The sequence below is a fragment of the Streptomyces sp. NPDC049040 genome (genome assembly GCF_043197715.1).
Classification (GTDB): Bacteria; Actinomycetota; Actinomycetes; order Streptomycetales; family Streptomycetaceae; genus Actinacidiphila.
Map to the genome: position 1 here is coordinate 97420 of NZ_JBICTO010000005.1, position 15347 is coordinate 112766.

The window sequence follows — 15347 nt, forward strand, 5'->3', positions numbered from 1 at the left end:
GCGCCCAGGGGACCCTGCCCATCCGTGCCGTGCTCACGCAGCCAGCGCGGCATCCCTCACGCCCGCGCAGATGCGCGCCACGTCCTCGTCCCCCGTCACGTACGGCGGCATCGTGTAGACCAGGTCGCGGAAGGGCCGCAGCCACACCCCGGCCCGCACCGCGGCCCTGGTCGCCGCCGCCATGTCCACCGGGTGGTCGAGCTGGACCACCCCGATCGCGCCGAGCACCCGCACGTCGCGCACCCCCGGCAGCCCGGCCACCTCCGCCAGGCCCTCGCGCAGCCCGGCCTCGATCCGCTTGACCTGCTGCGCCCAGTCCTGTCCGAGCAGCACGTCGAGCGAGGCGTTGGCGACGGCCGCGGCCAGCGGGTTGCCCATGAAGGTCGGGCCGTGCGCGAGCACCGGCACCTCGCCCCGTGAGATGCCCTCCGCCACCCGGCTGGTGCACAGCGCCGCCGCCATCGTCAGGTAACCGCCGGTCAGCGCCTTGCCGACGCACATCACATCCGGGCTGATCCCGGCGTGGCCTGCCGCGAAGAGCTCACCGGTCCGCCCGAAGCCGGTGGCGATCTCGTCGAGGACCAGCAGCACGTCGTGCTCGTCGCACGCCTCCCGCAGCACCCGCAGGTAGCCGGGGGAGTGGAAGGCCATACCGCCCGCGCCCTGGACCACCGGCTCGACGACCACCGCGGCCAGCTCCGCGGCATGGCGCCCGATCAGCTCCCGCAGGTGCGCCGCGTACCGCGGGTCCGGCTCGGCGTCGAAGCCCGGCGGCGGCGCGTCGGCAAAGACCTGCTCGGGCAGGACACCCGACCACAGCCGGTGCATACCGCCGTCCGGGTCGCAGACCGACATCGGCTGCCAGGTGTCGCCGTGGTAGCCGCCGCGCCAGGTCAGCAGCCGCTGCTTGGCCGGGCGGCCGAGCGAACGCCAGTACTGGAGGCACATCTTCACCGCGACCTCGACCGACACCGAGCCGGAGTCGGCCAGGAAGACGTGCCGCAGCGGCTCAGGCGTGATCTCCACCAGCCGCGCGGCCAGGCGCACCGCGGGCTCGTGCGTGAGCCCGCCGAACATCACATGGCTCATCCGGCCCAGCTGGTCGCGCACCGCCGCGTCCAGCACCGGGTGCCGGTAGCCGTGGATCGCCGACCACCACGACGACATCCCGTCGACCAGCTCGTCCTGCCCCTCGGCCGGCGCGGCCAGCCGCAGCCGCACCCCCGACGCCGAGGCGACCACCAGCGGTTCCTGGCGTCCCGGCATCGGGCCGTAGGGATGCCACACGTGCTCCCGGTCCAGGTGCAGCAGCACCTCGGGCGGCAGCGGACCCGCCGCCGCGTACGGCTCAGGCATTGGGCGGCAGATCCGTCCCCGCGCCCCGGCGGCGTACGGCGACCAGATCCGTGCGCGCCGCCGGTACGGTCTCCACGGCGGCGCTGTCGTGGCAGCCGCCTTCGTGCCCCTCACCGCAACCGCCGCCCCCGCAGCCGCCGTCGGCCGGGCCGCACACCCCGGCCGCCCGGTGCTTGGGCAGCGTCACGGTGTCCGCGCCCTCCACCTCGAAGCCCGCGTCCGCGATCATGTCGAGGTCGGCCTGGCCTGCCTGGCCCTCGCTGGTCAGGTAGTCGCCCAGGAAGATGGAGTTGACCAGGTGCAGCGCCAGCGGCTGCATCGTCCGCAGGTGCACCTCGCGGCCGCCCGCGAGGCGTACCTCCACATCCGGGCAGACGAACCTGACCATCGCCAGGATCCGCAGGCAGCGCTGCGGGGTGAGATTCCACTCCTTCGCCAGCGGGGTGCCCTCGAAGGGGATCAGGAAGTTCACCGGGACGGAGTCGGGGTCGAGCTCGCGCAGCCCGAACACCACGTCCACCAGGTCCGCGTCGGTCTCGCCCATTCCCGCGATCAGCCCCGAGCACGCCGACAAGCCCGCGGCCTGCGCCTTCTGCACGGTGTCGACGCGGTCGGCGTAGGTGTGGGTGGTGGTGATGGACCCGTAGGTCCCCTCCGAGGTGTTGAGGTTGTGGTTGTACGCGTCGGCGCCCGCCTCCCGCAGCCGGTCGGCCTGGCCGCCGGACAGCAGGCCCAGGCAGGCGCACACCTCGACGCCCTCGTTCTGGTCCTTGATCGCCGCGATCGTCTGCGAGACCCGGTCCACGTCCCGGTCCGTCGGGCCGCGCCCGCTCGCCACCAGGCACACCCGCTTGGCGCCGCCCGCCACTCCCGCGCTCGCCGCGGCGGCCGCCTCGTCCGGCTTCAGCCAGGTGTACTTGAGGACATCGGCCTTCGAGCCGAGCCGCTGCGAGCAGTACGAGCAGTCCTCGGGGCACAGCCCGGACTTGAGGTTGACCAGGTAGTTCAGCTTCACTCTGCGGCCGAACCACTGGCGGCGCACCCGGCCCGCCGCGGCCACCACATCCAGCAGGTCGTCGTCGGAGGTCGCGAGGACGGCAAGCGCCTCGTCCCGGGTGGGCAGCTCGCGTCGCAGCCCCTTGTCCACCAGTGCGGTCAGCAGATCCATGAGGGGATCCTCGCCTACCGGACGGCCCGCGGCCAATGACGGACCGCACAACACCCGTGGCCCGCGGTGTGTGCATCACCACACCCTGTGCACGATTGCGGGCCAGTACGTTGCAGGTGGACGCGATCCGGCCGGCCGGCCGGGCCGCTCGACCGTCCGCCGATCCGAACCAGGGGACAGCAGTGAACAGCACACCGCCCGGCGCGCCGCACGGCCCCTTCGGCTGGATCGAGGAGCAGGCCGCCGTCCGCGCCGCCGCGGGCCTGCGCCGCGAACTGCGGCCGAGGGCCGCCGACTCGCCGCTGCTCGACCTCGCGGGCAACGACTACCTCGGCCTGAGCCGCCACCCCGAGGTCACCAGGGCAGGCGCCGACGCTTGCCTGCGCTGGGGCGCGGGCGCCACCGGCTCCCGGCTGGTCACCGGCAGCACCGCGCTGCACGCGGAACTCGAAGCGGAGATCGCCGACTTCACCGGCTTCGAAGCCGCCCTGGTGATGGCCTCCGGCTACGCCGCCAACCTGGCCGCGGTCACCGCGCTCACCGACGCCGGCACCCTGCTGGTCTCCGACGCCGCCAACCACGCCTCGCTGATCGACGGCTGCCGGCTGTCCAGGGCCCGCACCGAGGTCGTCCCGCACGCCGACAGCGACGCCGTGCGCAAAGCGCTCGCCGGGCACACCGGGCGGGCGATCGTCGTGACCGACTCGGTCTTCTCCGTGGACGGTGACGCGGCACCGCTGGCCGCACACGCGGCGGCCGCCCGCGAACACGGGGCCGCACTGCTGGTGGACGACGCCCACGGCCTCGGCGTCCTCGGTGACGGCGGCCGCGGCGCCGTCCACGCGGCCGGTCTCGCCGGGGCGCCCGACGTGGTCTGCACGGCGACCTTGTCGAAGGCGCTGGGCGCGCAGGGGGGTGTCGTGCTCGGCCCCGCCGCCGTCATCGACCACCTGGTCAACGCGGCCCGCACCTTCATCTTCGACACTGGCCTGGCCCCGGCCGCCGCGGGCGCGGCGCTCGGCGCGCTGCGGCTGCTGCGCCGCGAGCCCGACCGGGCGGTCCGCGCCCTCGCGGCGGCCCGCACCTTCCACCGGCTGCTCACCGGGGCCGGACTCGACGCCACGGCGCCGGACGCCTGCGTCGTGTCGGTCCGCGCGCCCTCGCCCGCCGCCGCCACCGCCTGGGCCGCCGCGTGCCGCGCCGCCGGCCTGTCCGTCGGCTGCTTCCGGCCGCCGTCCGTGCCCGACGGCGTCTCACGCCTCCGGCTCACGGCCGCGGCCGACCTGACCGACGCGCAGATCGCCGCGGCGGCGGCCGCCATCGTGGCGGCCGCGCCCCCGGGTGCCTGACAAGCCGCACGCCGGGGGAGGGGCCGGCTCCTGCCGGGGCCGCGAACGCGGACGGCGGCCGCGTACCCCTGGGGCCTACGCGGAACGCATCGTCTCGGACGCGACCGCCTCGACGAAGGCCGCCCACGCACCCGAAGGGAAGACGAGTGCGGGCCCCGCGACGTCCTTGGAGTCGCGGACCGCGACCCGTCCGGTCGGCAACGCCGCAGCCTCGACGCAGTTGTTCGCCGCCGTACTGTGACTGCTGCGCCGCCAGGCCGCGCCGACGAGCGCCGTACTGGCGGAAACGTGCCGGGACGGTGACGGGGACAGCGCGGTCATGGTGCCTCCTTCGTGGGCCGCGGCATCCGCGTGAACTCGGAACCGATTCGGGTGATCATCGCAGCCGATTCCGCACAGGGAAGCGCGCGATCACGCAATCGGGCGAACGCGGCGGCGTAAGCGGTGATGTCCTCTTTCCGATCGACACAGAGACTACTCGTCAGATGGTCGAGAACAACCACATCCAGATCAGCAATGCGCGGAAAGGAGAAGATGACGAAAGACCCTGTCACCCCTATGTGCCCGCCCGCGGCAAATGGCAGCACATGCAAGGACACCTGCGGCAGCTCCGCCGCCTCCGCGAGGCTCCGCAGCTGACCCGCCATCACCTCCGGGCCGCCGACCTCGCGGCGCAGCACCGCCTCGTCCAGCACCGCGGTCAGCTCCAGCGGGGGGTCCTGATGCAGCACCGCCTGCCGGGCGATCCGCACCTCCACCAGCGCGGTCACCTCGCGCGGCCCGAGCTGCGGCATGACGTCCCCGGTCAGCGCATGCGCGTAGGCGGGGGTCTGGAGCAGTCCGGGCACCACACTGGTCTCCATCGACCTGGCCCGGCTCGCCCCGGTCTCCAGGCTGATGAAGTCGCGGTACTCGACCGGCAGGACCTCGCGGAAGTCGTGCCACCAGCCGCGCTGGTGGCCGTAGCCGGCCAGCGTGCACAGCAGGTCGCGGACGTCCCGGTCGCGTACCGCGTAGATGTCCAGCAGCAGGTTCACGTCCTCCGCGCGCACGCTGCTGCGGCCGGTCTCGATCCTGCTGACCTTCGACTGGTGCCACCCCGCGAGGTCGGCCGCCTCGCCACTGGTGAGCCCTGCGAGGTCGCGCAGCCGTCGCAGCTCCGCGCCGAGTCTGCGCCGGCGTACGGCGGGCACTCTTTCCATCGTTTTCGCGCCTCCTCGGTATACGGCATGCCGCCCTGCACGCCGCCCTATTCACCCGATACGACAGTCTGCCGACCAAATGCGTTCTCACGTAGCAGAGTTCACCGTTTTGAGCGACAGATATATGCAGACACCTGTGGAACGTCCGCAAGGGCGGCACGATGAGTGTCATTCTGGCGCGAACCCGACGTATGCGAGGCGACCCGATTCCCGGGCGCCGTGCTTCGGCGCAGGTGCGCACCGGAGCCAGGTCACGGCGGGAAAGGGAAGCGTCGCCATGGCAGATCTTCAGGAAGCATCCGTCACCCTGTCGAGCGACCCGGCGTCGGTGACGACGGCCAGGCGCTACGTGTGCGGTGTGCTGGCCGATTGGGGGCTCCCCGCGGAGTCCCCCGCCGTCGACGCCGTACGCCTGATCGTGTCGGAGCTGGCCACCAACGCGGTGCTGCACACCTCGGGGCTGTCGCCGACCTTCACCGTCGATGTGCGTCTCGAGCGTTCCGAGCAGCTGAGCATCGGCGTCACCGACAGTCACCCGCGCTGGCCCCGGCAGTCGGCCGCGGCCCTGCAACAGGACAGCGGCCGAGGAATGGTGATCGTCCGCCACCTCGCCGCGGAGTCCGGCGGCAGTCTCCGAGTCACCCCGACCGACGACGGGGGCAAGACCGTGTGGATCACGCTCCCGTGGGCGGTGCCGGTCGCCTGAAGGGCAGGCCGGCGACCCGTACTCGGAAACAGGAAGTCTTCACAAAACCCTCACTATTCCAACGCCGCCCAGGTCGGCCGGTGTTCGGGCGGCCGGCCGCGGTGCGGCGGCTGTTCATGCCACTTCACCAACTGTTGACACATCCGTACTGGGGGCGGAACATTCCCAAGCGCTGGGAGAGCGCTCTCCCAGAACCCAGGATCGCCGGTGCCGCGCCTCTCCCGGCGAGTGTGGACTGTCATGCCCACAACATCCCCCCATCACTGCGCACAAGGAGGTTTCCATGGCACGGAGGCCGAGAAGGATTCCCGGGCTGCTCGTCGCCCTCGCGCTGGTCACAGCCGGCGGCGGCGCGCTGCTCACCGCGAACTCGGCTGCCGGCGAACCGGCCGCGTCGTCGGCGGGTTCGCCCGCCGCGGCCCACGGTGCGGCCGCCGGCGCGATGCCCGAGATGCCGGGCATGGCGGTGTCCGACCAGACGTCGGGCGACGACCCGGACGGCGACGGCTACATCATGGCCAACCCGCCGGTGACCGGCGTGACTCCGTCGACGTACGACCCGCCGCACGCGTACTTCCACGAGTTCCAGGCCAAGTGCGCGCCCGACCACACCGCACCCGACGACCCGATCGTCTACCCCGGGCAGCCGGGCAAGTCCCACGACCACACCTTCATGGGCAACACCAGCACGAACGGCAACTCCACGACGGCGTCGCTGGACGCGGCGGGCGGCACGGCGTGCCTGGCGCCCGGGGACAAGTCGGCGTACTGGATGCCGTCCCTCTTCAAGGGCACCCAGAAGATCCTGCCGGTCGGGCCGCAGACGATCTACTACAAGTCGTCGGTCAACGACTACACCTCGGTGCGGCCCTTCCCCAAGGGGCTGCGGTTCGTGGTGGGCAACCCGATGCAGTCCCAGGACGAGTTCAAGAACCTCAAGGGCACGGTCGAGGGCTGGGAGTGCGGGCAGAGCTACCACAACTGGAACTTCCCGGCGAGCTGCCCCAGCACCCAGGACGCCCAGCTGAACATCCGGCTGCAGGCGCCCAGTTGCTGGGACGGCATCCACCTCGACACCCCTGACCACAAGAGCCACATGGCCTATCCGGTGGCCTGGGGCGCGAACCAGAACGTGTGCCCCGCCGACCACCCCGTCGCGCTGCCGATGATCGAGTTCAAGATGGCCTGGCCCGTCAACGGCGACATGTCGCAGGTGCGCCTGGCCAGCGGCGCGGGCTACTCCTTCCACTACGACTTCTTCGCCGACTGGGACACCGCCACCCAGTCCGCCATGGTCGCCCACTGCATCAACGGCGGCCTGCAGTGCGACGCACACGGCTACGACCAGTCCCAGCCCGGCAAGGGCGCCGTCCTCGACAGCAACTACCGGCTCATCCACTGACCCGTCCGGACGCGCTCTCCCGGGCGGGTTTTCCCCACCCCTCCGGGAGAGCGCTCTCCAAAATCATCGGGCACCCGGCCCGACCCCGACGCGGCATGCATTCCGCGCCCATGGGCGGACGTGGCCCCCGCGAACGCCGGTCCGTGCCTCAGGGCTTCCGTGCGACGGCCGCCTCGACCATGGCCACCAGATCGGTCAGGTCCGCTTCGAACTCCGCCTCCCAGTCGACCGGCTGGTCCAGATGGCCGGCCAGCGCGCCATGCCCTGGCAGCGTGCCGGTCGGCAACTGCCCGCGCCGCCCCCGCGGATCGAGGCTGCCGGGTCCGAACCGGCCACCGGCCTCGGAGGCGATCCAGCCGAGGACGAACGTGCTCACCAGCCGCTCCAGCCGCGGGACTTCGGCCGGCGAAATCCCCGCGTCGAGCAGGACGGTGTAGAGCAGGTCGACGGTGCGCACGGCGTCCGGCGCGACGGCGGGCCGCGAGAACAGCAGACCGGCCGCCCACGGGTGCCCCAGCGAGAGGGTGCGGGCGGTGCGGGCGAACAGCCGCAGCCGCTCGCGCCACTCGCTCTCCTGCGAGGCCGCGCCCGGCGCCGCCTCGTACAGCCGCCCCAGCATCCGCCCCACCAGGGCGTCGAGCAGGCCGCCCTTGTCCTTGACGTGCGGGTAGAGGGCCATCGGCGTCAGGCCGACGGCCTGTGCGACCGCCCGCATCGACAGCCCCTCGAGGCCGCGCTCGTCGGCGATCGCCTCGGCGGCGTCCAGGATTTCTTCCCGTTTCCCACTCATGGCTCTACACTGTAGATCTATACACTGTAGATCACTTACGGGAGGCGATGTGCTCGCAGTGGAGGGACTGGTCAAGAGCTACGGGAGCCGGCGCGCGCTGGACGGCTTCTCGCTCACCGTGCGGCCCGGCGAGATCGCCGGGCTCATCGGGCACAACGGGGCGGGCAAGACCACGTTCGTGGAGGTGGTGACCGGTCTGGTCCGACCGGACACGGGCCGGGTGGCGGTCTGCGGTGTCGACGCGACGGCCGCGCCCCGGGCCGCCCGCGCCGTACTCGGCGTCGCCCCGCAGGACATCGCCCTCTACCCGAGGCTCACCGTCCGCGAGCAGCTGCGGCTGTTCGCCGGCCTGGCCGGACTGCGGCGCGCCGCCGCCGGCCGCGCCGCCGGGCGGATCGCCGAGGAACTGCTGCTCACCGACGTGCTCGACCGGCCCTGCGCGGCACTCTCCGGCGGCCAGCGGCGCAGGACCCAGGCAGCCGCCGCGATGGTCGGCGCTCCGCGGGTGCTGCTGCTCGACGAGCCGACGGCGGGGGCCGACCCGCAGACCCGGCAGGCGCTCCTCTCGGCCGTACGGTCCAGGGCCGCCGCCGGCGCCGCGGTCGTCTACACCACCCACTACCTGCCGGAATTGGTCGACCTGGACGCGACCCTCGCGGTCGCACGGGCCGGCCGGGTGGTCGCACGCGGCGAGCGCGCCGCCCTCACCGCCGGGCTCCCGGGCGAGATCCGGGTCACCCTCGATCCGGCGGCGCCTTCCCTACGCTCCGGCCTGCCCCAGGAGCTGCGCTCCAGGAGCCGCACCGATCCCGACGGGGTACTGCGGATCAGCAGCGCCGACCCGCCCGCCGACCTGGCCGCGCTGCTCGCCGCGGGCTGCGCACCGCTGACCGTCGACGTACGCAGCCCGGACCTGGACGACCTCTACCGGGCGCTCGCCGAGGAGGCTCCGTATGCGGCCTGACACCCGCGGCTTCCTGCTGCGCACCGGAGTGCTGGTCCGGCTCAACACGACCGTGCTGCTGCGTGAACCGGGCCCGCTGCTCGGCAGGATCGTCATGCCGGTGGTGGTGCTGCTCGCGCTGCGCCCGCTCTACGAGGCGGCGCAGGGGGCGGCGGACGGGACCGCGCAGGCGGTGATCGGGTCGCTGGTGACGTTCTCGCTGCTCGCGCTGTCGATCGTGGGCACCTCGATCCTGTCCGAGCGGACCTGGCGGACCTGGGACCGGCTGCGGACGACCCCCGCGGGGGCGGCCGAACTCCTGCTCGGCAAGGCGGTGCCGGTCTTCTGCGTGCTCGCCGCCCAGCAGGCGGTGGTGCTCGGCTTCGGCGTGGCCGTGCTGGGGATGCCGGTCGCAGCGCCGCTGCTGCTGCTGGCGGCGTGTGCCGCCTGGGGGCTCGCGCTGCTCGGCCTCGGCACCGCGCTCGGCGTACTCGCCCGCAGCCCCGGCCAGTTGGCGGCCCTGCACGACATCGGCGCGCTGGTGCTCACCACGTTGGGCGGCGCGCTGGTGCCGGTGGCCGAACTGCCGGGCTGGGCCCGTGCCATCGCGCCCGCCTCGCCGGGGTATTGGGCCGCGCACGCGCTGCGTGCCGCCGCTGCCGGCGACACCGCGGGTACCCTCGCCGCGGTCGCGGTGCTGCTCGGTGTGGCGTCGGCGGCAGGCGCGGTCGCCGCCCTGCGCATCACACGCGGGTGGGGCCGGGCCGCGACCGTGTGACCGGTCAGGGCCCGCCGCGGGCGTGCCGGGCGGGTGCCCACCGCGGTCCGGGGTGCGCCGGGCGCGCGTTGGGCGCCGTCGCGGGCGCGTTGCGCAGCATGCCCGACACGCCGGGCGGACGTCACACCCGGCCGTACCACACGCTCCTGGTCCAGATGTGTTCCAGCCGGACCCGCGCGCCGGTCTTGGGCGCGTGCCAGATCTCGCCACCGCCTGCGTAGATCCCGACGTGGTAGACGGACGACGCCGCGGAACCGGCGTGGAAGAACACCAGGTCGCCCGCGCGGCGCGCGGAGGCGGAGACGTGCCTGGTGCTGCGGTACTGCGCCGCCGCGGTGCGCGGCAGCTTCTTGCCCGCCTGCTTGAACGAGTACAGCGTCAGGCCCGAGCAGTCGAAGCGGCTGGGGCCGGTGGCGCCCCACTGGTAGGGCGAGCCCTGCTTGGAGGCCGCCACGCCGAGGGCCTTCACGGCCATCGTGGCGGCGCCCGCCTGCTGTGCCGCACCCGGCAGCAGCGCGGGTACGGCGACTGCCGCGGCCGTGAACAGGGACGCGGCCCCGATCCGTGACAGCCGTGCGGACAGGACGTGAGGCGCGGTCATGCGCAACCCTTCGTCGTCAGCCTGCGAAGGATGACCTGTCGGGTTCGGGCAGGCGAAGATGCCCGGCCGCATGCAGCGGCTTCACCCCAAGAGGTGGCCCGTACGTGCTCCGGGCCGGCCCCGTCGTGCCTGGGTCCTCCGCTCCCGCCGTTGCACTCGTGTCGACCTGGCATCCACACGCCGGCGGGACTCGGCGTCCGTGCGGACCGCCCCGCCACGGCGGCGGGGGCTTGTCGTCACTACGGATCGTGACGCACCCGGCACGTCGGCACCGGGCGGGAAACGCCCGATGTGATTCTCGTCACAGCGCCGCTGCCCGAGTGCCGACGCTGGGCCCTTCGGGTGGTCCGCGCTTTCGCCGGCCTGTGTGACCTGCGCGCTTGCCGAGCGTCGGCAGGCGGGCGCGCAACCGCGCCCCCGGTCCGCGCCGGGGTCGCCGATCCGCCAATGGGCTGAGCCGGTGTTCGGCCGAACCGGGGTCGGCCGTGCCGCTGAGTGACGATCACGGCCGACGATCCCTCAGTCCGCCCCCGCCCGCCCTGCTTGGGGCCGGCGGCCTGTCCGGCGCGCGACCGTCAGCCGGGCGGCGGCGTGCGCTGCTCGGGCGGCACCGCGGCGAGCGACGACCGGCGTTCGCCGTCCAGGACCCGCAGCGCCCGCCCCAGCGTGGCGTGATGCATCTCCGTCTCGCCGCGCAGGTGCATCACCGTCAGCGCCTCGCGCAGCGCCACCGCGCGACCCACCAGCGCCTGGGCCGCGCGCAGCGCCGAGTAGGTGTCCGCGGTGCGCGCGGGGTTGATCCTGCCGAGCAGGTCGACGACCTCGAGGTAGCAGTCGATCAGCTCGCCCTCGGAGCGGGTCAGCGCCGGCAGCGGCGGCAGTTCCGGCACCACGGGGCCTCACCGCAGGCCGTAGGAGGGACTGTTGGCCTTGCGGCTGGTGGTCAGCCGGTCCACCAGGCCGTAGGCGACGGCGGCTTCGGCGTCGAAGACCTTGTCCCGCTCGATGTCGGTGCGGATCCGCTCGATGTCCTGGCCGGTGTGCCGGGCCAGCAGCGTCTCCAACCGCTCGCGGGTGCGGAGCAGTTCCCTCGCCTGGATCTCCAGGTCCGACACGTCGCCCTGCACCACGTCGCCCAGCGACGGCTGGTGGACCAGGATCCGCGCCCCCGGGGTGATCATGCGCTTGCCCGGTGCGCCGGCCGTCAGCAGCACCGCGGCCGCCGAGGCCGCCTGCCCGATGCAGACCGTGGCCACGTCGCAGGTGACGAACTGCATCGTGTCGTAGATCGCGGTCATGGCGGAGAAGGAGCCGCCCGGCGAGTTGATGTAGAGGTGGATGTCCTGATCCGGGGAAGCGCTCTCCAGATGGATGAGCTGGGCCATCACGTCGTTCGCCGAGGTGTCGTCGATCTGGGTGCCCAGGAAGACGATCCGCTCCTGGAGCAGCTTGGAGTAGGGGTCCATGGTGCGGACGCCGGTGCTGCTGCGCTCGGTGAACTCCGGCAGCACGTAGCGGGCGGTGGGTCGGAACATGCGGGCACCCTCCTCAGGTCAAAATGTACAGGACGTACATCTCGTTATGATGGGGAGCATGACCTACGACGTCCCGGTGACACAAGCGCGTGCGCAGCTCGCCGACCTCATCAACCGCGTGGTCTACGGCGGTGAGCAGGTGGTGCTGACCCGGCACGGCAAGCCGCTGGTCGCCCTGGTCTCAGCCGCTGACCTGCAACGACTCCGTGATCTCGACGAGCAGCCGGAGGAGCAGGTGATCAGTACGGTGTCCACCGTGGGGCCCGGGGCGTCCGCCACGGGCGAACGCCGGAGGTTCGGCATCGCGGCCGAGCACCGCGGTCCCGGCACGGGGGACCGGCGCCCGTAACAGCCGTTAACGCGGGTGAAACGCCGCCGAACTAATCTCACGGGCCAGGCGAGAGACTGTGAGGTGCGGCTGTGCGGTTGACCCCCCATGAGCAGGAACGCCTGCTCATCCATGTCGCGGCCGACGTGGCCGAGCGGCGGCGTGCCCGCGGCCTGCGGCTGAACCACCCCGAGGCCGTCGCGCTGATCACCTCCCACATCCTGGAGGGCGCACGCGACGGGCGCAGCGTCGCCGAGCTCATGGAGTCCGGCCGCGGCGTCCTGACCCGCGACGACGTCATGGACGGCATCCCCGAGATGATCCACGACGTGCAGGTCGAGGCGACCTTCCCCGACGGCACCAAGCTCGTCACCGTCCATGAGCCGATCGTCTGAGGGGGCGGCGTGATTCCAGGAGAGATCATCCACGCCGGCGCGCCGGTCGTACTCAACCCCGGCCGCCCCGTCACCCGGATCGCGGTGCTCAACACCGCCGACCGCCCGGTGCAGGTCGGTTCGCACTACCACTTCGCCGAGGCCAATCCGGGCCTGAGCTTCGACCGCGCCGCCGCCCGCGGCCTGCGGCTGAACATCGCCGCGGGCACCGCGGTGCGCTTCGAGCCCGGCATCCCCGCCGAGGTCGAACTGGTGCCGATCGCCGGCGCCCGGGTGGTCGCGGGCCTGCGCGGCGAGACCGGAGGAGCCCTCGATGCCTGAACTCACCCGGCCCGTCTACGCCGACCTCTACGGCCCCACCACCGGCGACCGCATCCGGCTCGCCGACACCGACCTGCTGATCGAGGTCGAACGCGACCTCGCCGGCGGCCCGGGACTGGCCGGCGACGAAGCCGTCTTCGGCGGCGGCAAGGTCATCCGCGAGTCCATGGGGCAGGGCCGCGCCACCCGGGCCGAGGGCGCGCCCGACACGGTGATCACCGGTGCGGTCGTCCTCGACCACTGGGGCGTCGTCAAGGCCGACGTGGGCCTGCGTGACGGCCGCGTCACCGCGCTGGGCAAGGCAGGCAACCCCGAGACCATGGACGGCGTCCACCCCGACCTGGTCATCGGTCCGGAGACCGAGGTCATCGCGGGCAACGGCAGGATCCTCACCGCGGGCACCATCGACGCCCACGTGCACTTCATCTCGCCGACCCTGATCGACGAGGCGCTGGCCTCCGGTGTGACCACCGTCCTCGGCGGGGGCACAGGACCGGCCGAGGGCACCAAGGCCACCACCATCACCCCCGGCGGCTGGCACCTGGCGCGGATGTTCGCCGCACTCGAGGCGTATCCGGTCAACGTCGGGCTGCTCGGCAAGGGCAACACGGTCAACCCCGCCTCGCTGCACGCCCAGTTGCGGGCCGGAGCGCTCGGCTTCAAGATCCACGAGGACTGGGGCGCGACCCCCGCGGCGATCGACGCCTGCCTCGGGGTGTGCGAGCAGACCGGGGCGCAACTCGCCCTGCACACCGACACGCTGAACGAGGCCGGCTTCGTCGAGGACACCCTTGCCGCCATCGCGGGACGCGGCATCCACGCCTACCACACCGAGGGCGCGGGCGGCGGGCACGCGCCCGACATCATCAGCGTCGTCTCGCACCCCAACGTGCTGCCGTCGTCGACGAACCCGACCCGGCCGCACACCGTCAACACCGTCGAGGAGCACCTCGACATGCTGATGGTCTGCCACCATCTCAACCCCGCGGTGCCGGAGGACCTCGCCTTCGCCGAGTCCCGTATCCGCCCGTCCACCATCGCCGCCGAGGACGTGCTGCACGACCTCGGCGCGATCAGCATCATCAGCTCGGACTCGCAGGCCATGGGCCGGATCGGCGAGATCGCGCTGCGCACCTGGCAGACCGCCCACGTCATGAAGCGCCGCCGCGGCGCACTGCCCGGCGACACCGCCGCGGACAACCACCGGGCGCGCCGGTACATCGCGAAGTACACCATCAACCCCGCCGTCGCGCAGGGCCTGGACCACGAGATCGGCTCCGTCGAGCCGGGCAAGCTCGCCGACCTGGTGCTGTGGGACCCGGCCTTCTTCGGCGTCAAGCCGCAACTGGTGCTCAAGGGAGGGCAGATCGCCTACGCCCAGATGGGCGACGCCAACGCGTCCATCCCCACCCCGCAACCCGTGCTGCCCCGGCCGATGTTCGGCGGCGTCGGCGCCGCCCCCGCGGCCAACTCCGTCAACTTCGTCACCCGGGCGGCGCTCGACGACGGCCTGCCGGAACGCCTCGGCCTCGGCAAGCAGTTCACCGCCGCCCACGACACCCGGGCCGTCACCAAGGCCGACATGCGCGAGAACGCGGCACTGCCCGAGGTCAGGGTGGACCCCGACACGTTCACGGTGCGGATCGACGGCGAGGTCGTGGAGCCCGCCCCCGCCGCGGAACTGCCCATGGCCCAGCGATACTTCCTCTTCTGAGGCCCGGACGATGACCGACCTCACCGAAGCCGCCGGCCTCACCGATGCCGCTGACATCGCCCGCGAGTGCGCCACCGACACCTCCCTCGCCGCGCTGCTGCTGCTGTCCGACGGGCGCTTCCCGGCCGGCGGCCACGCGCACTCGGGGGGCGCAGAGGCGGCGGTCGCCGACGGGCGCGTCCACGACGCGGCCGACCTCGCGGACTTCTGCCGCGGGCGGCTGCACACCGCGGGACTGGTCGCCGCCGCACTGGCCGCGGCGGCGACCGCAGGACTTGACCCGCTCGCGCTCGACGATGCCGCGGATGCCCGCACACCCTCGCTCGCGCTGCGTACGGTCTCCCGGCGGCTCGGCCGCCAGCTCATGCGGGCGGCCCGCGCCACCTGGCCCTCGGCCGGCCTCGACGGGCTCGCCGCGGCCCGCCCACGCGGCGCCCACCAGCCCGTCGTCCTCGGCCTGGCCGCACAGGCGGCGGGCCTGCGCCCGCTGCACGCCGGCTACGCGGCCGCCTACGAGTCCGCCGCCGGCCCGGCAACCGCCGCGGTCCGGCTGCTCAGCCTCGACCCCTTCCACGCCGCCGCCGTGCTGGCGCGGCTCGCCCCGCAGATCGACGCCACCGCCCGCGCCGCCGCAGACGCGGCAGCCCGCGCGACAACCGAAGGCCTCACCGCCCTGCCCGCCGCCTGTGCACCGCTGCTCGACATCAGCGCGGAGCAGCACGCGGCCTGGCCGGTACGGCTGTTCGCCTCATGACCGAC

At 73.1% G+C, this 15347-nt stretch carries 18 protein-coding genes and 1 riboswitch; of the genes, 10 read left to right on the forward strand and 8 right to left on the reverse strand.

The genetic code is table 11. From position 1 onward, the window contains the following. Positions 1-33: 33 nt before the first annotated feature. Together ACGFMP_RS15955 and bioB are read right to left on the reverse strand one after the other, a co-directional pair. The gene (locus tag ACGFMP_RS15955; protein WP_393672928.1) at positions 34-1356 is read right to left on the reverse strand and encodes an adenosylmethionine--8-amino-7-oxononanoate transaminase; all 1323 of its coding nucleotides are present in this window, start codon (positions 1354-1356) and stop codon (positions 34-36) included. Further along, positions 1349-2524, reverse strand: coding sequence for a biotin synthase BioB (gene bioB / locus ACGFMP_RS15960; RefSeq protein WP_393672929.1), 1176 nt, complete (start codon positions 2522-2524; stop codon positions 1349-1351). Before bioB ends, ACGFMP_RS15955 begins: the two co-directional genes overlap by 8 nt. 182 nt (positions 2525-2706) lie before the next feature. Here bioB and ACGFMP_RS15965 point away from each other — a divergent pair, with 182 nt between their 5' ends. Next, on the forward strand, positions 2707-3873 hold the full coding sequence (locus tag ACGFMP_RS15965; protein ID WP_393672931.1) for an 8-amino-7-oxononanoate synthase: 1167 nt from the start codon (positions 2707-2709) through the stop codon (positions 3871-3873). A 75-nt stretch (positions 3874-3948) separates the two neighbouring features. Here ACGFMP_RS15965 and ACGFMP_RS15970 read toward each other — a convergent pair whose 3' ends face one another. Then, positions 3949-4194 carry a DUF397 domain-containing protein gene (locus tag ACGFMP_RS15970; RefSeq protein ID WP_393672932.1) on the reverse strand — a complete coding sequence of 82 codons (246 nt, stop codon included), beginning with the start codon at positions 4192-4194 and terminating at the stop codon, positions 3949-3951. After that, entirely contained in the window at positions 4191-5075 is an 885-nt protein-coding gene (locus ACGFMP_RS15975; protein WP_393672933.1) for a helix-turn-helix domain-containing protein, read from the reverse strand. The genes ACGFMP_RS15970 and ACGFMP_RS15975 overlap by 4 nt, the downstream gene beginning before the upstream one ends. Before the next feature lie 277 nt (positions 5076-5352). Between ACGFMP_RS15975 and ACGFMP_RS15980 the strand changes: the two genes are divergently transcribed. Together ACGFMP_RS15980 and ACGFMP_RS15985 are read left to right on the forward strand one after the other, a co-directional pair. Next, positions 5353-5781, forward strand: coding sequence for an ATP-binding protein (locus ACGFMP_RS15980; protein ID WP_393672935.1), 429 nt, complete (start codon positions 5353-5355; stop codon positions 5779-5781). A 283-nt stretch (positions 5782-6064) separates the two neighbouring features. Continuing rightward, positions 6065-7183 (forward strand): DUF1996 domain-containing protein, encoded by a 1119-nt coding sequence (locus tag ACGFMP_RS15985; RefSeq protein WP_393672936.1) that lies wholly within the window; start codon positions 6065-6067, stop codon positions 7181-7183. 148 nt (positions 7184-7331) lie between these two features. On the opposite strand, the gene ACGFMP_RS15990 is transcribed toward ACGFMP_RS15985, so the two are convergent. Beyond that, positions 7332-7973, reverse strand: coding sequence for a TetR/AcrR family transcriptional regulator (locus ACGFMP_RS15990; protein ID WP_393672937.1), 642 nt, complete (start codon positions 7971-7973; stop codon positions 7332-7334). 49 nt (positions 7974-8022) lie between these two features. On the opposite strand from ACGFMP_RS15990, the gene ACGFMP_RS15995 reads away from it, so the two are divergent. Together ACGFMP_RS15995 and ACGFMP_RS16000 are read left to right on the forward strand one after the other, a co-directional pair. After that, positions 8023-8937, forward strand: a complete 915-nt coding sequence (locus ACGFMP_RS15995; RefSeq protein WP_393672938.1) for an ABC transporter ATP-binding protein — start codon at positions 8023-8025, stop codon at positions 8935-8937. Further along, positions 8927-9694 (forward strand): ABC transporter permease, encoded by a 768-nt coding sequence (locus tag ACGFMP_RS16000; RefSeq protein ID WP_393672939.1) that lies wholly within the window; start codon positions 8927-8929, stop codon positions 9692-9694. The genes ACGFMP_RS15995 and ACGFMP_RS16000 overlap by 11 nt, the downstream gene beginning before the upstream one ends. A gap of 121 nt (positions 9695-9815) precedes the next feature. Here the strand turns inward: ACGFMP_RS16000 and ACGFMP_RS16005 are convergent, their stop codons facing one another. The 3 genes from ACGFMP_RS16005 to ACGFMP_RS16015 form a co-directional block, all read right to left on the reverse strand. Beyond that, positions 9816-10295, reverse strand: coding sequence for a C40 family peptidase (locus tag ACGFMP_RS16005; RefSeq protein ID WP_393672940.1), 480 nt, complete (start codon positions 10293-10295; stop codon positions 9816-9818). 3 nt (positions 10296-10298) lie between these two features. Continuing rightward, positions 10299-10472, reverse strand: a riboswitch (cyclic di-AMP (ydaO/yuaA leader). A 398-nt stretch (positions 10473-10870) separates the two neighbouring features. Next, positions 10871-11188 (reverse strand): hypothetical protein, encoded by a 318-nt coding sequence (locus tag ACGFMP_RS16010; protein ID WP_393672942.1) that lies wholly within the window; start codon positions 11186-11188, stop codon positions 10871-10873. Between the two features lie 6 nt (positions 11189-11194). After that, positions 11195-11830 carry an ATP-dependent Clp protease proteolytic subunit gene (locus tag ACGFMP_RS16015; RefSeq protein WP_393672943.1) on the reverse strand — a complete coding sequence of 212 codons (636 nt, stop codon included), beginning with the start codon at positions 11828-11830 and terminating at the stop codon, positions 11195-11197. A 58-nt stretch (positions 11831-11888) separates the two neighbouring features. Between ACGFMP_RS16015 and ACGFMP_RS16020 the strand changes: the two genes are divergently transcribed. From ACGFMP_RS16020 to ACGFMP_RS16040, 5 genes are all read left to right on the forward strand, one after another. Further along, positions 11889-12179 (forward strand): type II toxin-antitoxin system Phd/YefM family antitoxin, encoded by a 291-nt coding sequence (locus ACGFMP_RS16020; protein WP_393672944.1) that lies wholly within the window; start codon positions 11889-11891, stop codon positions 12177-12179. 71 nt (positions 12180-12250) lie between these two features. Beyond that, entirely contained in the window at positions 12251-12553 is a 303-nt protein-coding gene (locus ACGFMP_RS16025) for an urease subunit gamma (protein ID WP_327292840.1), read from the forward strand. A 9-nt stretch (positions 12554-12562) separates the two neighbouring features. After that, entirely contained in the window at positions 12563-12874 is a 312-nt protein-coding gene (locus ACGFMP_RS16030) for an urease subunit beta (RefSeq protein WP_393672945.1), read from the forward strand. Beyond that, complete coding sequence (locus ACGFMP_RS16035) at positions 12867-14588, forward strand: urease subunit alpha (protein ID WP_393672946.1); 1722 nt, start codon at positions 12867-12869, stop codon at positions 14586-14588. The genes ACGFMP_RS16030 and ACGFMP_RS16035 overlap by 8 nt, the downstream gene beginning before the upstream one ends. 10 nt (positions 14589-14598) lie before the next feature. Then, positions 14599-15342, forward strand: a complete 744-nt coding sequence (locus tag ACGFMP_RS16040; RefSeq protein ID WP_393672947.1) for an urease accessory protein UreF — start codon at positions 14599-14601, stop codon at positions 15340-15342. The last annotated feature ends 5 nt before the right edge of the window (positions 15343-15347 follow it).

Excerpts from the sequence above, each read along its gene's own strand:
- ACGFMP_RS15970 (WP_393672932.1), bottom strand. The coding sequence starts at position 4,194 with ATGACCGCGCTGTCCCCGTCACCGTCCCGGCACGTTTCCGCCAGTACG.
- ACGFMP_RS16020 (WP_393672944.1), top strand. The coding sequence starts at position 11,889 with ATGACCTACGACGTCCCGGTGACACAAGCGCGTGCGCAGCTCGCCGAC.
- ACGFMP_RS15990 (WP_393672937.1), bottom strand. The coding sequence starts at position 7,973 with ATGAGTGGGAAACGGGAAGAAATCCTGGACGCCGCCGAGGCGATCGCC.
- ACGFMP_RS16015 (WP_393672943.1), bottom strand. The coding sequence starts at position 11,830 with ATGTTCCGACCCACCGCCCGCTACGTGCTGCCGGAGTTCACCGAGCGC.
- ACGFMP_RS15975 (WP_393672933.1), bottom strand. The coding sequence starts at position 5,075 with ATGGAAAGAGTGCCCGCCGTACGCCGGCGCAGACTCGGCGCGGAGCTG.
- ACGFMP_RS16005 (WP_393672940.1), bottom strand. The coding sequence starts at position 10,295 with ATGACCGCGCCTCACGTCCTGTCCGCACGGCTGTCACGGATCGGGGCC.
- bioB (WP_393672929.1), bottom strand. The coding sequence starts at position 2,524 with ATGGATCTGCTGACCGCACTGGTGGACAAGGGGCTGCGACGCGAGCTG.
- ACGFMP_RS16035 (WP_393672946.1), top strand. The coding sequence starts at position 12,867 with ATGCCTGAACTCACCCGGCCCGTCTACGCCGACCTCTACGGCCCCACC.
- ACGFMP_RS16040 (WP_393672947.1), top strand. The coding sequence starts at position 14,599 with ATGACCGACCTCACCGAAGCCGCCGGCCTCACCGATGCCGCTGACATC.
- ACGFMP_RS15985 (WP_393672936.1), top strand. The coding sequence starts at position 6,065 with ATGGCACGGAGGCCGAGAAGGATTCCCGGGCTGCTCGTCGCCCTCGCG.
- ACGFMP_RS16000 (WP_393672939.1), top strand. The coding sequence starts at position 8,927 with ATGCGGCCTGACACCCGCGGCTTCCTGCTGCGCACCGGAGTGCTGGTC.
- ACGFMP_RS15955 (WP_393672928.1), bottom strand. The coding sequence starts at position 1,356 with ATGCCTGAGCCGTACGCGGCGGCGGGTCCGCTGCCGCCCGAGGTGCTG.
- ACGFMP_RS15980 (WP_393672935.1), top strand. The coding sequence starts at position 5,353 with ATGGCAGATCTTCAGGAAGCATCCGTCACCCTGTCGAGCGACCCGGCG.